Raw genomic sequence first — 14,595 nt, forward strand, 5'->3', positions numbered from 1 at the left:
AAGATAAATAATGTAGAAATTATCTATTGCTAACCCGGAAAATCGCAAAAGAAAAGAAGGCTACTACTTACGATTACCATCGAGAAGCAGCAGCCTTACAGGAGCAGATGCAAAATGTCTATAATGTTATCGCCGTACCCGCGGACGCGCGGGTTGCATGCTGCAATTCATCGGCGTGGCAGATCGTCACCTGCTTTACGCCTGCATTCAATGCGGCAAATGCATTGTCCAGCTTGGGGATCATACCTTTATTTATAGCGCCGGAAGCTTTATAAGATGCGTAAGTTTCGGGATTCAGATTCGGGATAACTGAGTCGTCATCTTCCGGATTGGACAACACTCCTTTTTTCTCAAAACAATAAATCAGGTTTACATTATAGCTCCCCCCAAGCGCCACGGCCGTGGCCGATGCCATTGTATCTGCATTGGTATTGAGCAGCAGCCCTTCCGCGCTATAAGTAAGCGGGGCGATCAATGGAATGAGGCTGCTGTTAAGCAATGCGGAGATCTGGCCTGCATTCACTGACTCAATATCTCCTACAAAACCATAATCGATCGTTTTCACGGGTCTTTTTACAGAGCGGATAATCCCGCCGTCGGCGCCGGTAAGGCCGATTGCATTGCAGCCCAGCGACTGTAATTGCGCAACGAGGTTTTTGTTGACCAACCCACCATATACCATTGTTACCACATCGAGCATTGCCTTGTCGGTTATTCTCCGCCCGTCGACCATTTCAGTTTCAATCTGCAATTTGGCCGCAACCTGCGTAGCAACCTTTCCGCCGCCGTGCACCAGGATTTTCAAGGAATCCAGCTGAGCAAATGCATTTAAAAAGCGTGAACACGCTTCGGGATTATCGATTACGTTGCCGCCGATTTTAACAATATATAGAGACTGTGACATGCTAACTGTTTGGGCTGAAATTGATTTTGCGGGCACAAAGGTAGCAGAAAGCGGTACGGCGGGAAACCGGAATTTCGATTGATGAATTTTTTTGGCAAAATTACGTTCAATTAAGACCCGGCATTTACTCTATTAATTCAATAGATAATGTCCTTTCATCGAATATATCAGTCCGTCAAAACGATATGAAACGCAGTATTTTCCTCTTTTTGAGCTTTTTCCTCCTTCTTTCCTTTACCGCTTCTGCCCAGATCCAGAAAGCCAAGGCGCAATGGAGCTATTCATTCTCGAAGCCTGACGTGAAAAAAGGGGAAACCGTGGATCTTGTTTTTACCGCAACGATCGATAAAGACTGGTATATGTACTCCTCCGACTTTGATCCTGATCTGGGCCCAATGCTCACGACTTTCACTTTTGAAAAGAACAACACTTTTGAAGTGGTCGGGAAGCTTAAACCGCAGAATCCGAAGACGAAGTTTGAAGAAGTATGGAATGGAAATGTAAAGTATTTTGAAGGAAAAGCTGTTTTCAAGCAAACTGTGAAAATCCTCGCAGATAACCCTGTTATAAAAGGTACTTCTGAATACCAGACCTGCAGTCACGTAACCGGACTATGTATCCCGGGTGGAGAAGATTTCGAGTTCAAAGGCTTGAAAGTAGCGGCGGCCGGCGGCACAGTTTCATCCGAAACGCCTTCCACTGAAACGACTGTTGCCTCCGCGGACACTTCCCAAAATGTAGTTACTGCTCCTGCACCAGCTACTGCTGACAGCGGTTCTTCAATACTTACTGACAAAGCTCCTACCGCTTCTGCAAACACCGAAAATGATGCCGCAGACGGATCGCTATGGGCATTTGCATTGGCAGCGTTCCTATCGGGGCTTGTCGCATTGCTTACTCCCTGCGTATTTCCGATCATTCCAATGACGGTCAGCTATTTTACCAACCAGGAAAAGGGAAAGGTAAAAGCTTTCATCTACGGCATTTCGATTGTCCTTATCTATACACTGATAGGTACTGTTGTTTCTCGTTTGAACGGGCCTGCATTTGCTAACTTTTTAAGTACGCACTGGTTGCCTAACCTGCTGTTCTTCGGCATTTTCATTGTATTCGGACTCTCGTTCCTGGGATTGTTCGAGATTGTTCTGCCTAGTGGTTTTGTCAACAAAATGGACCAGAAAGCTGACCAGGGTGGATATGCAGGTGTTTTCTTTATGGCATTTACATTGGTACTCGTTTCATTTTCCTGCACCGGCCCGATCGTGGGCAGCTTACTGGTAGCGTCAGCAGGCGGCGAAGTAGTCAAACCAATTGTTGGAATGGCCGCATTCTCGGCTGCTTTTGCCATTCCATTTACCTCATTTGCATTGTTTCCACAATGGTTGAAATCGCTCCCAAAGTCCGGCGGCTGGTTGAATACGGTGAAAGTATGTCTTGGTTTTCTGGAACTGGCGCTTGCATTGAAGTTTTTCAGTATCGCCGATCAGGTTTACCACTGGGGTTTGCTGGACAGAGAAATTTACCTCGCATTCTGGATTGTGATTTTCGCAATGCTCGGTTTTTATTTGTTGGGTAAAATCAGGACCCCACATGATTCCATTTTGGAAAAAGTTAGCGTTCCGCGACTACTGCTCAGCATTATTACATTCACGTTTGTGATTTACATGCTGCCCGGTATGTGGGGCGCGCCGTTGAAAGCTTTGGCCGGATACCTGCCACCGCAGTCATCTCTGGATTTTGACTTAAATAAAAGAAATGCCGGTGCCGCAGCGAATGGCAACAGCAGCGAAATAGCCGGAAAGTATTCCGATCTTTTCCATTTACCCCACGAGCTCAATGGTTTTTTCGACTATCAGGAAGCATTGGAATATGCAAAGAAAGTTAACAAGCCCGTTTTTATAGATTTCACCGGGCACGGTTGTGTAAACTGTCGCGAAATGGAAGCTAGGGTTTGGGTTGATCCTGCGGTACTGCAAAGACTGCGGAACGACTATGTGATTGTCGCACTTTATGTCGACGATAAAACAGAGCTGCCGGAATCACAATGGTATACTTCCAAATATGACAACAAAGTCAAAAAGACAATCGGCGCACAGAATGCAGACTTGCAAATTGTAAAATACAACAACAATGCGCAGCCGCATTATTGCCTGGTTGATCATGAGGGCAACCTGCTCGTCGCCCCGAAAAATTACGATCTAAATCCAGCCAAATTCGCCGCATTTTTGGATAGCGGGAAAGCGGCATTCAAAAAATAAACTGGTCCCCATACCCCATATCCCGTCTCCCGTTGGATGAAGCCGACGGAAATGGATTTAGGATGCTTTTGCTTGAAATCTCAATTATCTTTTCTTTTCATTGCCCGTCTTCTTCAGAAGACGGAATCGTTTCTTAAACCATACCGCTTCATGACTAAGTACTGGTCTTTTTTGCTGCTTTTTGTTACCTCTTTATCACTTTCTGCCCAAACCTTCCGTCCGCCGGCTACCCCGCTTGTTACCATTGATCCATATACCAGCGTTTGGTCATTTGGTGATCAGCTGAATGGCTCCGTGACGAAACATTGGACTGGCAAGCCGCATCCGATGGATGGACTGATCCGTGTTGACGGGAAAACTTACCGGTTTTTGGGAGCAGCTAATCCGGTTTTTAAAACCATTCTCCCCACCGCGAAAGACGCGAAATACAGGGCGAAGTTCAGCACTGCAAAACCTGCGGATACCTGGTATAACACAGACTTTGATGATAGCGGCTGGAAGACCGGCGATGCGCCTTTTGGCACTAAAGAACGGAATGACGCAATGCTGAAAACCGGAACCATTTTCCCGAATGAAGTTTGGTACCGTCGCGAGTTTACGTTAACAACAGTGGATTTGGAGAAACCTGCATTGAATATATTCCACGACGATGATGTACAGGTTTATATCAATGGCGTTTCGGCATTTGAATGCGCACCTTGTTTTACAGGTGACTACGAGCCAAAGCCGATCAGCGACGCAGCCAGGAAGGCACTCCGGAAAGGCAAGAATGTAATTGCGGCTTATTGTAAAAATGGCGCGGGACCCGGCTACATCGACGTAGGAATTGTGGACGAAATCGCGCCAAAAGGACCTGATGTAATGGCGAATGCGACACAAAAGAGCTTTGAAATAACTGCCACGCAGAGCATTTACAAGTTCGAAGCCGGGCCGGTAGAGCTGAAAGTGCGATTTGTGGCGCCGTTGATCCTGAAAGACCTGAATATGGTTTCCCGGCCGGTCAACTATGTGGTTTATGAGTTGAAATCTACTGATGCAAAAACGCATTCTGCCGAGATTCTGAATTCAGTTTCGGGGCTTTGGGCTGTGAATGATAATAGTCAGAAGGTAACCGGCAAAAGTGAAAGCCAGAATGGACTTACGATCCTATCCCTCGGCAATGTTGAACAAAAGCTGCTGGGCAGAAAAGGCGACGACGTTCGCATTGACTGGGGCCACGCCTATCTCGCCGCTCCTGCTTCTTCGGTGAAAAGTTCGGCGCTGGGTTCACCTGCTGAACTAATCCAGTCCTTCTCGAAAAACGGAACAATCACAGCTAATCAGACGGCGGCTGCAAATGCAGATACCAAGTCAATGGGCGTTGTACTTGCCTCTAAGGATGTGAATGCGGAAAGCCAGTCCCTGCACGTAATGGTAGCTTATGACGACAAGTATTCCGTTCAATATTTTGATAAAAACCTGCTGCCGTGGTGGAATAAGGAGGGTAATAAGACAATTCAAGACGAGCTTAAAAGCGCTGAAACGGACTTTGCGAAAATTCTGAAAGACTGCGAAGCGACGGATCAGATGATCTACCAGGATGCATTCAAAGCGGGCGGAAAGGAATACGCGGAACTTTGTTTGCTGGCTTACCGGCAGGCAATTTCTGCTCACAAGCTGGTTGCGGATCCCGCAGGATCACCTTTGTTTTTGTCAAAAGAAAATTTTTCCAATGGCTCTATCGGGACAGTTGATGTGACTTACCCTTCGGCACCACTTTTCCTGCTTTACAATCCAACTTTGTTAAAAGGAATGCTGGAACCGATTTTCTATTATTCCGAAAGCGGCAAATGGACGAAGCCTTTCGCGGCGCATGATGTAGGCACTTACCCGCTCGCGAATGGACAGACTTACGGCGAGGATATGCCCGTAGAGGAATCCGGCAACATGCTCACCTTGACTTACGCGATCTGCAAAGCCGAGAATAACATTGATTTTGCCAGAAAGCATTGGAAAGTCCTTTCTGTTTGGGCCAACTATCTCAAAAAAGAAGGTTTTGATCCAGCCAATCAGCTTTGCACAGACGACTTCGCCGGTCACCTGGCGCGGAATGCAAACTTGTCGATCAAGGCGATAATGGGTTTGGCTTCTTACGCAAAAATGGCCGAACAGCTTGGGGAAACAAAGGAAGCAGCCGAGGTAAATGCATTGGTAAAAGAATTTGCTCAAAAGTGGATGGAGCTGGCCGACAGCGGCGATCACTATGCGCTTACATTCGATAACAAGGATTCTTGGAGCCAGAAATACAATTTGATATGGGATGAACTCCTGGGGCTAAACGTTTTCCCAAAAACCGTAGCTGAGAAAGAAATCAAGTATTACCTGACCAAACAGCAAACTTACGGACTCCCACTCGATAGCCGCAAAACGTACTCTAAATCCGACTGGATCATCTGGACAGCGACATTGGCAAAGAATCCCAAGGATTTCGAAACATTCATCAAGCCCGTTTACAAATACGCCATAGAAACCTCCGACCGCATCCCACTTTCCGACTGGCACGAAACTACCACCGGAAAGTCGGTGGGCTTTCGCGCCCGGTCGGTTGTTGGAGGGTATTGGATGAAGGTTTTGGGAGAGAAGTGGAAGTGAGCACCTAATCACACCAATATAAAATGAAGGGAAACGGCCATGTAAGCCGCTTCCCTATCTAAGATGAAGCAAAAATATCGGTTAGTTCAGCTGCTTAATTGAGTTATTATCTACAAAAACATTGAAATACCCTGTCTTACCGTCCAGATTGCTTGCAAAAGCACGGAAATAAACGGCCATTTCAGCATTAGTGGCATCAAAATATATTTCTTGCTTTGACCAAACCCCCTGCTCTTCAACTAGAATAGCGCCACTGCCATTTAAAATGCAATCGCCTTTTGGCATAATGTCCGAAATACACTTGGATACTTGCATCATAATAACTCGGGGATAAGCCTCGGATTCGCTAGCGATGGAACTTGCTACATAACAAGTAATGACATATTTCTTGCCAGGCTTCAAGTGACGAAGCTTTGCTTCTCCGATTGCCGCATTTGACCATTGATCATTGGTTGGAATCGCTCCAATTGTGAGGAAAGAGGCTGTACTAGGCACTCCCGCAATCGGCGGCAAGGGCTTCTTCCAAGGTGAGTTCAGGTTACCCCATAGATACTTAAAGTTCGAAGTTCCTGAAGGTAGTAGTTGCGGGCCGGCTGGAAGTTGATCATAAATTTTCCTCCATCCTGGCGCATACACCCCGAGTCCCAATGTACCCGTTGTCGAGGGCATTTGTGGCAAAACATCTATCCAACTCCCACCTCGGAGGTTCGAGCTTTGGTTCACACCTGTAATTTGTGGCTGGGGAGTTTGCACGTCTTCCTTCGAGCAGCTACTCAGCATTAGCATGCAAACAAAACCAAATCCAATCGGTAATTTTTGTACTAAGTTCATTTTGATAAAATTTAAGTTAAACATTCATTTCGTACCTAGCTACAAAACAAAGTACTACGCTGGGATCTAAAGCATTATAGTGAGTGCAGGGCCGTCCGAGGTTATTCTGCAACAATCAGGCAGTTTGGAGAGGTAAATTGTAATTGTTGAATTGTAATTATTGCGGGATTGACGCCTAGAAATACGTACTCTATGAACAATTAACTGCCGGTCTCCGCTCACAAAAACATCCAAAGAACAAGGCCGTCCCAGATTTTTGGAACGGCCCTCTTTATTGATCCAAAGAAAAGAATTCCTCCTAATTTAGCTGCGTGATAACGCCACTTCCTACGAAAATATGCGCATAACTGAATTCTCCCTCCTTCGCAGAATTCGATCTGAAAGTAAGATCCATTTCAGGCGCAATAGCTGTGAAATTCAAGGTAACGGGAACCCAGGTATTTTTTGAATTTGTAAGATCTACAACAAGCCCCTGAGGAGTCTGATTTGAATACAGTGCGCTGACAACCGCGCTTTTTGCATAATGTGGAACCTGTGTGTTTCTTCCTTGAATCTTCGGAAGTGTGGTAGCAACATACACCTTAAGTGCATACTTTTTTCCAGGCGTCAAACCGCCCATCTTGGTTTTAACCCTGCTCTGTTTTTTTACGTCAAAGGCGGTGGACGATTTTACTGTTATAAACGAATTCCAGGGCTGGTTTGGAATTAACGATGGAAGTTGCAGCCAAGGCATTGAAGCATTTCCCCATAAATGGGAAGGACTGGATGTACCTACCGGATATAATGTCGGATCACTGGGGTAACCAACCTTATCGTTCCTTTCCCAAAATCCGGGAAGAATATTTTGGCCAGGAAAGCCCTTTGTCCCAAAAACCCATGGAGGCGACGCCGTCTTCTCGTTGGAATGCTCGTTGACGCTTGCCACTTTCGGCTCAGGCGTTTGCACATCTTCCTTCGAGCAGCTGCTCAGCAGCATCATGCAAGCCAGGCCCAAACCAATTGGTAATTTTTGTACTAGATTCATTTGTAAAAGTTTAAAGTTGAACAATTGTTTTGCTAACGGCTACAAAAGAAGACACTAGTCTGTCATGGAACCTCTTATAGTGAGTACAGGGATGGTTAGGGTTATTCTGCGGCAATCGGGGTTTTTAGAGAGGTAAATTGTATTTGCTGAATTGTAATTATTGCGGGATTGTTGTTTAAGATAGTTCGTGCCAGCTGGCTGGAAGAGGCTGTGATTATCGATGGAATTTAAAAGCTTGCCCGATTTTAGATATTATTAACAAGCAAGACCTTAAAGCCTTGATCAAGCTACTGCAGGTTAATGTAAATGGAAATCGCCACCGCAATTCACCGTTCACACTTACAAGAAAGTTGAACGGAAAGTTGGTTGAATTTTGCGCCAGGTAGGTGGTGGGAGAATATTGGATGAAGGAAAAGTGGAAGTGAGATAGGATGATACTAAAAAGCAAAGGCCGCCTCAGAAATTCTGGGCGGCCTTTGTTATAACATTCATTCGCAAATTATTCAAACACTAAGGCACTCTTTCAGTTCACTTGTGATATCGCGTTTTTACCGACGAAAACATGAACATATGAAAGCAGACCTTCCTTCTCGTTATAAGCTGCAATGGAGAATGGCAATTCATTGCTAGCAGCTGTAAACGTGATCGACTGCTCAACCCAGGTTGCTTTCTTGTTTGTTAAACTGATGGGATAAATGGTTGTAGGCCCAAAACCAAGGCGCCCAAGATATACCACTGCGGTTTTTGCATAAGTAGTGCCTACTTCCCGCTTTGTTGTTGCTACCCAAAATTTGATAGTGTATTTCTTCCCGACAATCAAATTCTTGATGGTTGTCTGCGCCCGTGAGCCCTTATGAACTGTTGCCCCTGGTAGTGCGGCAGATGTAACAGTCACGACACAGTGTGCAGTCGGATCTGACGGAAACTCTGGCAAGGCCAGCTGCCAAGGCATAGATTGATCGCCCCATAAGTGCCACAGGGTTGAAGTACCGCTCGGGTATGCAGCGGGATTCGGATTTCCGGGGCAGTTACTCCAGAAGAATGGAAAGGTATTCAAGCCTACTGAGTTGTTTGTGCTCGGAAAAACCGGGGATGCATTTACAACTGTCTGTCCTACTGTGAGACCATTGCCTGATGTTCGCAGGTTAGAATTCTTGATTTCCTCTGTTGCAGATTGTGTTGGTACCTGTACATCTTCCTTCGAGCAGCTGCTCAGCATGATCATGCAAGCAAGGCCCAAACCGATGGGTAATTTTTGTACGAGACTCATTTTTAAAAATTTAAAGTGAACAATTGTTTTGTTAACGGCTACAAAAGAAGATATTAAGCTTTAATGGAACCCTCTACAGTGAGTACAGGGACTGTTGAGATTATTCTGCGGCATTCAAGCAGTTTGGAGAGGTAAATTGTAATTGCTGAATTGTAATTATTGCGGGATTGTTCTTCAAGATAGTTCGTGGAAATGGAATCTAAAATCAGGAAAGCGGCAATAACTATATTTCGATCCAGTCACCGGATCAGCGAAGAATTAAGAAAACTGTAACACAAAATGCCGCCTCAGTAACACTGAAACGGCATCTGCTTTTGTAAGCTGAAAGTGAGTCTACATTACTACTACACCTGGCTGGAAGGTCACCAGCTCTTTAATTGAGTTGTTGTCAACAAACAGGTGGATATAGGAGTGTTTACCAGCTGCAGGAGTCAGGCCTGAGAAGAAAAACATAGCATAATTTCTGGTAGGTTTGAATGTAATGGTTTTCTTCACCCACTGTGCTTCTTTTCCTGTCAAATCAACCGTTGTCTCGATTGCTGATCCATTTTCATAGGGATATAGTTTGACGTAGCCGGCTTTCGCATAAGTAGGGAGATCTGTACTATTGAACGGAATTTCACCATGAACTGTGCTTGCTACATAAAAGGTAATAGAATACGTCTTTTCAGGTATAAGATCCTTTATTGTTGTTGTCACAACGGATCGGTATAGCGAAGTTGTCGTATTTGTACCATAACTTTTTACAGTAAGGATTGATTTTGCCGTCGCGTTGGACGGAAGTAATGGCAGTGGCTTAGTCCACGGCTTATTTGCGTGACCCCAAAGACTGGTCAAAGAAGATGAGCCCGCGTCTACTGGTGCCGTGTTCCCTAGATGATATGTTTTTTCCCAGCCTCTTGGAAAAAGATTCCAGTTTACCTCAGGGCTGATCGTGTGGGAAAAAGTTGGAAGAACCACCTCCCCTGCATTCGTCTTGGCATTCGAGTGTCCGTTCGCACCTTCAACCAGCGGTTGTGGCGCTTGCGCGTCTTCTTTTGAGCAGCTGCTCAGCAGCATCGCGCAGGCCATACCTAATGCGACCGGAAATAGTTTTGTTAGCTTCATCTTTTTACTTTTTGTAGTTAAACAATAATTTATCTCGTACAAAAGAAGAAGCTTAACTGAATGAGAACGTATTAAGTGACTGGTAGGAGCGGCAGGGTTATTTTTCGGGAACGTCCTCTTGGTGAAGTGAAACTAGGTATAGTCTGATCTTACATCTATTTCTACTAACCTGCATGTTATTTTGATTTGCCTATAAACACAAAAATCTCCTTGAGGAGATCTTTGTGTTATTAAAGGAGGAAACTAATAATTAAGCCGTTACTCTGGCTGCTTGCGACACAAGCTTACGCTTCTAAAACAAGTTCTTGTCGTTGCTGCTTTTTCTTTTTACGATTTGCAAGCCGCTCCTTAACCCTGTCCACCACATAGTACACACTAGGTACCAGGAACAGCGTCAGCAGCAATGAGCTTGTCAGACCACCAATAATCACCCACGCCATACCATTTTTCACCTCAGCTCCGTCACCCGAAGCCAATGCGATCGGCAGCATACCTGCGATCATCGCGATAGTTGTCATCAGGATCGGACGGAGACGTTCTTTACCCGCTTCTATCAATGCATCCTTCAATGCGTGACCTTCTTCTTTCAACTGGTTCGTAAAGTCGACGATCAGGATCGCGTTTTTGGCTACCAGACCGAGCAACATGATCATACCCACTATGGAGAAGATAGTCAAACTTTCCATTGTAAGCGCCAGCGCGGTTAATGCACCGACCAATGCAACCGGGATCGAGAACAATACAACGAATGGATAAATGGTACTTTCGTAAAGCGCCACCATAATCAGGTAAATGAGCACGATACCGAGTACAAGCGCCAAACCAAGACTTCCGAATGCGTCGGCCTGGTTTTTCAGGTCTCCGCGGTATTCGATGAAGACGCCTTCGGGAAGTTTCACACTCGCCATTTTGGCCTGAATATCAGCACCGATTGAACCGGATGGGCGACCTATCACCTGTGAGTTGATGGTGATTGAAGACAGACGGTCAATCCGCTGCAACACACTTTCACCCATTCCCTCTTTCACGGTTGCGAATTGGGATAATTCGAACGTTTGTCCGGCGCTGTTTACGAATGTCAGCTGGCGGATATCGTCCGCTTTGGAACGGTCGAACTGGTCCAGCGTAACCATAATATCGTATTCTTTGCCGTTTTCTTTAAACTTCGAACGGTCGTCACCACGGAATGCAGTCTGCAATGCAGCTCCTACTTCTGCGGCATTGATGCCAAGTTGTGACATTTTCTCACGGTCCAGCTGCACGCCTACCTCCGGTTTGGGATCGTCCACAGAATAGTCCACGTTGGCAGTACCCGGGATTGAAGCTACCACTTCTTTCACCTGCTCTGCAGTTTTACGGATCGTCGCCATATCGGTACCTTTTACAGCCACCTGAATTGGCGCCTGGTTGGCATTACCGGTGATCGAAGTTGGTGCAACAGTCACTTTCACGCCAGGAATTTGCAGAATTTCTTTTTGGACTTCTGTACCAAAATCCTCGGCAGACATCGCACGTTCGGCTTTATCAACCAACTGAACCGTTAAATCGGCAATGTTACTGTTGGATGTAGTTCCCAAACCGGTGCTACTGTAGCCGACATTGGTGAAGACTTTCGTTACTTCTTTTCTGCTCAAAAGCAGTTTTTCTACTCTTTGTGCAACCTGGTTGGTCTGGTAAACAGAAGCTGTTGGCGCCAACTCGATAGACACATTCAGCTCACCGCGGTCACTTTGCTGCATGAAAGCAGCACCGATGAAGCCCGCCGGAACCAATGCAATGGAGCCTACAATCAGGATCAGGGACAAAATGAAAATGTATCTTTTATGGCCCAAAACCCAGGTCAGAATGCGACCGTATTCGTCTTTAATGCGATCTAAAAATCTTTCGAAACCTAGATTCAGCTTGCCCCAAAGTGTGTTTTTATCCAAAATCTCTATTTTACCAAAACGCGAAGCAAGCAACGGAGTTAAGGTAAATGATACGAACAAACTCATCAATGTCGAGAACACGACCACGAGGGAAAATTCTCTCAAAATGTTACCGATCAGACCTTGCGTCAATGCAAGCGGCACGAATACCACAACGTCCACTAATGTGATCGCAAGGGCTGTAAAACCGATTTCTGCACGTCCGTCCAATGCGGCTTGCCACCTGCTTTTGCCCATTTCCATGTGGCGGTTGATGTTTTCCAAAACCACGATCGAGTCATCGACGAGGATACCAACCACCAGCGAAAGCGCCATTAACGTCATCAAATTGAGTGAGAAACCTAAAAGGCTCATCAAAATGAAGGTCGGGATCATGGAGGAAGGCAGGGCCACGAGGATAAACATGGAGCTGCGGACACTATGCAGGAACAGCAACATGACGATAGAAACGATCAAAACCGCAAGCCCAAGGTCAAATACAACCGCATCAGCAGAGGCCAATGTATAAATCGACTGGTCGGATGCAATGTTGAATTTCAGACCGGCGGAAGCATATTGCTTTTCCAAAGTCGTCAAACGCTCGCGCGTCAACTTACTTACATCTACTGCATTTGCATCGGATTGTTTCTGGATCTGCAATGCCACAGACGGGCGACCATTAATGTGGTTCACCGCAGTTGCGTCGGCAGTTCCGTCGTATACTTCGGCAATATCTTTCAGGAAAATCTGTCCGCCCGAGTTGTTACGGCCCACAATTACATTCCGCAGATTCTCAACAGTTGTCAGCTTAGCGTCAAAACGAATGGAAAGCTGATCTGCCTGTGTTTTAACCTGACCGGCAGGGAAAGAAGTATTGGCATTGTTAATCGCTGCTGAAACCTGCGCGATCGACAAGCGATATGCTTTCAATTTATCCTGCTTAATATTCACCTGGATCTGACGCTCGGTACCACCGATGATCGTCACCTGGCCTACTCCGGTAACATTCGAAAGCTGTGGTTTCAGTTTCTCGTCGATCAGATCATACAATGCGGAGGGCGAAAGGTTTGCAGTTACCCCCATTCTCAAAACCGGGATCTCGTCAGTCGAGAATTTATTGATCACGGGGCGGTCGGCATCGTCTGGCAGCAATGAAATCACCTGCTCTACTTTGCGCTGCGCTTCCTGCTGCGCTAAATCCACGCTTACACCTTGCTTCAACTGGATAATTACAGAAGAAACGCCTTCCTGAGAAGTTGAGTTAATCTGGTCCAAACCTTCAATCGCCGACACGGCGTCTTCAATGTGTTTGGTTACGTTGGTTTCGACTTCGTCCGCAGCTGCACCGCGATACGTCGTCATGACACTCACAACATTCGCCTCGAACTTAGGCAACAAGTTGTAGGACAATTGTTTATAGCTGATCACACCAAATAGTATCAACACCGTGAATACTACTATGATGAAGAGCGGTCTTTTTACTGCTACTTCGGTGATTGACATTTTTTTATTCGTTTACTGATGAAAACTATTTAGTGACATTAACCGCTGCACCTTCGCTGAGGTTGATCTGGCCAGTTGTAATCACCGTTTCGCCTGATTTCAAACCCGACAAAACCTCAATATTGTCGCCCAGCTCGCGGCCCACCTGAATTTTACGCTGTTTTGCAATGCCGTTCTCCACCGTGTACACATAAGGATTACGTACGCTCTCAACCAATGAACTTCTTGGGATCAGCAATGCATTCTGGCTGCTTTTCTGCTTAAACTCCACGGTCACGAATGTTCCCGCGCGCAGTTGATTTGAATTTTTGATCACGATTTCAACCGGATAGTTGTGCGATTCGTCGCCTTGTGGCGCAATGTAGGAGATCACGCCGTCGATCTTTTTATCAGGGAAAATGCTGGTGCTTACTTCCACGTGCTGACCCTCTTTCAATTTATAAACATCATTTTCTGAGATCATTACCTGCACTTTCAGGCGCGACACGTCCAGGATCGTTCCTAGTGAAGTCCCGACGTTTACAAACTCACCCGGCTCGATGTTCTTCTTGATCACGCGGCCGCTGATCGGCGCTGCGATGGAAGCATCATTGATTTGCTGCTTGATTTGCTCAGCCTGGTTCAATGCATTCTCGTAATTGTACTTGGTATCATTTACCTGCACTTCCGTCGCTGCATTTCCCGCCAGAAGCTTTGAATAGCGTTCGGTGTCTTTTTTCAGCTTGTTGATGTTCAGCTCAGTTGCTTCCAGTGAAAGCTCTTTGAGTTTGCTATCCACCTTCACCAAGGTCGCACCTTGTGAAACGTAGGTACCGAGGTCGTATTTAACCGACAAAACTTTACCTGCGGAAGTCGCCATAATTTCGGCTTCCTTAAACGGGATCAGGCTACCTGTACGGATCAGGTCCTGATTTGTACTGCCTTCTTTCACCGCCACTGCAGTTACCGGAATGGTGACATTCTTGTTATCCGGCATTACTTTCTTCGCGTCCATCTTGGACTTATTCGCTACCAAACGAAACCCGATCAAAAGACCGATTACGAGTATAGAGCCGATTATGATTATTTTCCTTTTCATGGAATCAATGATTGAATGACTGAATGATTGAATGTTCTTTCAAAAAACTATAAATGACTTACTGACAACTAAATGACAATTG

Annotated in this window: 9 protein-coding genes; 2 read left to right on the top strand and 7 right to left on the bottom strand. The window is 45.8% G+C overall.

Annotation, left to right across the window (positions count from 1 at the left end; genetic code table 11):
• Window positions 1-118 precede the first annotated feature (118 nt).
• The gene (gene argB, locus Q369_RS0116235; protein WP_031528843.1) at window positions 119-904 is read right to left on the bottom strand and encodes an acetylglutamate kinase; all 786 of its coding nucleotides are present in this window, start codon (window positions 902-904) and stop codon (window positions 119-121) included.
• A gap of 185 nt (window positions 905-1,089) precedes the next feature.
• Between argB and Q369_RS0116245 the strand changes: the two genes are divergently transcribed.
• Together Q369_RS0116245 and Q369_RS0116250 are read left to right on the top strand one after the other, a co-directional pair.
• Window positions 1,090-3,162: a protein-disulfide reductase DsbD family protein gene (locus Q369_RS0116245; RefSeq protein WP_031528844.1), complete on the top strand. Its 2,073-nt coding sequence runs from the start codon at window positions 1,090-1,092 to the stop codon at window positions 3,160-3,162.
• A 150-nt stretch (window positions 3,163-3,312) separates the two neighbouring features.
• Complete coding sequence (locus tag Q369_RS0116250; protein ID WP_031528845.1) at window positions 3,313-5,793, top strand: glutaminase family protein; 2,481 nt, start codon at window positions 3,313-3,315, stop codon at window positions 5,791-5,793.
• A gap of 81 nt (window positions 5,794-5,874) precedes the next feature.
• Here Q369_RS0116250 and Q369_RS0116255 read toward each other — a convergent pair whose 3' ends face one another.
• The 6 genes from Q369_RS0116255 to Q369_RS0116280 form a co-directional block, all read right to left on the bottom strand.
• Window positions 5,875-6,624, bottom strand: a complete 750-nt coding sequence (locus Q369_RS0116255; protein WP_157488210.1) for a hypothetical protein — start codon at window positions 6,622-6,624, stop codon at window positions 5,875-5,877.
• Between the two features lie 298 nt (window positions 6,625-6,922).
• A complete protein-coding gene (locus Q369_RS0116260; RefSeq protein WP_031528847.1) occupies window positions 6,923-7,648 on the bottom strand; it encodes a hypothetical protein in 726 nt (241 codons plus the stop codon).
• Between the two features lie 523 nt (window positions 7,649-8,171).
• A complete protein-coding gene (locus tag Q369_RS0116265) occupies window positions 8,172-8,918 on the bottom strand; it encodes a hypothetical protein (RefSeq protein WP_031528848.1) in 747 nt (248 codons plus the stop codon).
• A 333-nt stretch (window positions 8,919-9,251) separates the two neighbouring features.
• Window positions 9,252-10,025 (bottom strand): hypothetical protein, encoded by a 774-nt coding sequence (locus Q369_RS0116270; RefSeq protein ID WP_157488212.1) that lies wholly within the window; start codon window positions 10,023-10,025, stop codon window positions 9,252-9,254.
• A 284-nt stretch (window positions 10,026-10,309) separates the two neighbouring features.
• Window positions 10,310-13,435, bottom strand: a complete 3,126-nt coding sequence (locus Q369_RS0116275; RefSeq protein WP_031528850.1) for an efflux RND transporter permease subunit — start codon at window positions 13,433-13,435, stop codon at window positions 10,310-10,312.
• Window positions 13,436-13,460: 25 nt separating this feature from the next.
• A complete protein-coding gene (locus tag Q369_RS0116280; RefSeq protein ID WP_031528851.1) occupies window positions 13,461-14,513 on the bottom strand; it encodes an efflux RND transporter periplasmic adaptor subunit in 1,053 nt (350 codons plus the stop codon).
• Window positions 14,514-14,595 lie beyond the last annotated feature (82 nt).

Origin of the sequence: Dyadobacter crusticola DSM 16708 (assembly GCF_000701505.1) — a bacterium.
GTDB classification, from domain to species: domain Bacteria; phylum Bacteroidota; class Bacteroidia; order Cytophagales; family Spirosomataceae; genus Dyadobacter; species Dyadobacter crusticola.

What these genes read in the sequence shown, in the direction of transcription:
- argB (WP_031528843.1), bottom strand. Translation starts at nt 904, where the DNA reads ATGTCACAGTCTCTATATATTGTTAAAATCGGCGGCAACGTAATCGAT.
- Q369_RS0116245 (WP_031528844.1), top strand. Translation starts at nt 1,090, where the DNA reads ATGAAACGCAGTATTTTCCTCTTTTTGAGCTTTTTCCTCCTTCTTTCC.
- Q369_RS0116250 (WP_031528845.1), top strand. Translation starts at nt 3,313, where the DNA reads ATGACTAAGTACTGGTCTTTTTTGCTGCTTTTTGTTACCTCTTTATCA.
- Q369_RS0116255 (WP_157488210.1), bottom strand. Translation starts at nt 6,624, where the DNA reads ATGAACTTAGTACAAAAATTACCGATTGGATTTGGTTTTGTTTGCATG.
- Q369_RS0116260 (WP_031528847.1), bottom strand. Translation starts at nt 7,648, where the DNA reads ATGAATCTAGTACAAAAATTACCAATTGGTTTGGGCCTGGCTTGCATG.
- Q369_RS0116265 (WP_031528848.1), bottom strand. Translation starts at nt 8,918, where the DNA reads ATGAGTCTCGTACAAAAATTACCCATCGGTTTGGGCCTTGCTTGCATG.
- Q369_RS0116270 (WP_157488212.1), bottom strand. Translation starts at nt 10,025, where the DNA reads ATGAAGCTAACAAAACTATTTCCGGTCGCATTAGGTATGGCCTGCGCG.
- Q369_RS0116275 (WP_031528850.1), bottom strand. Translation starts at nt 13,435, where the DNA reads ATGTCAATCACCGAAGTAGCAGTAAAAAGACCGCTCTTCATCATAGTA.
- Q369_RS0116280 (WP_031528851.1), bottom strand. Translation starts at nt 14,513, where the DNA reads ATGAAAAGGAAAATAATCATAATCGGCTCTATACTCGTAATCGGTCTT.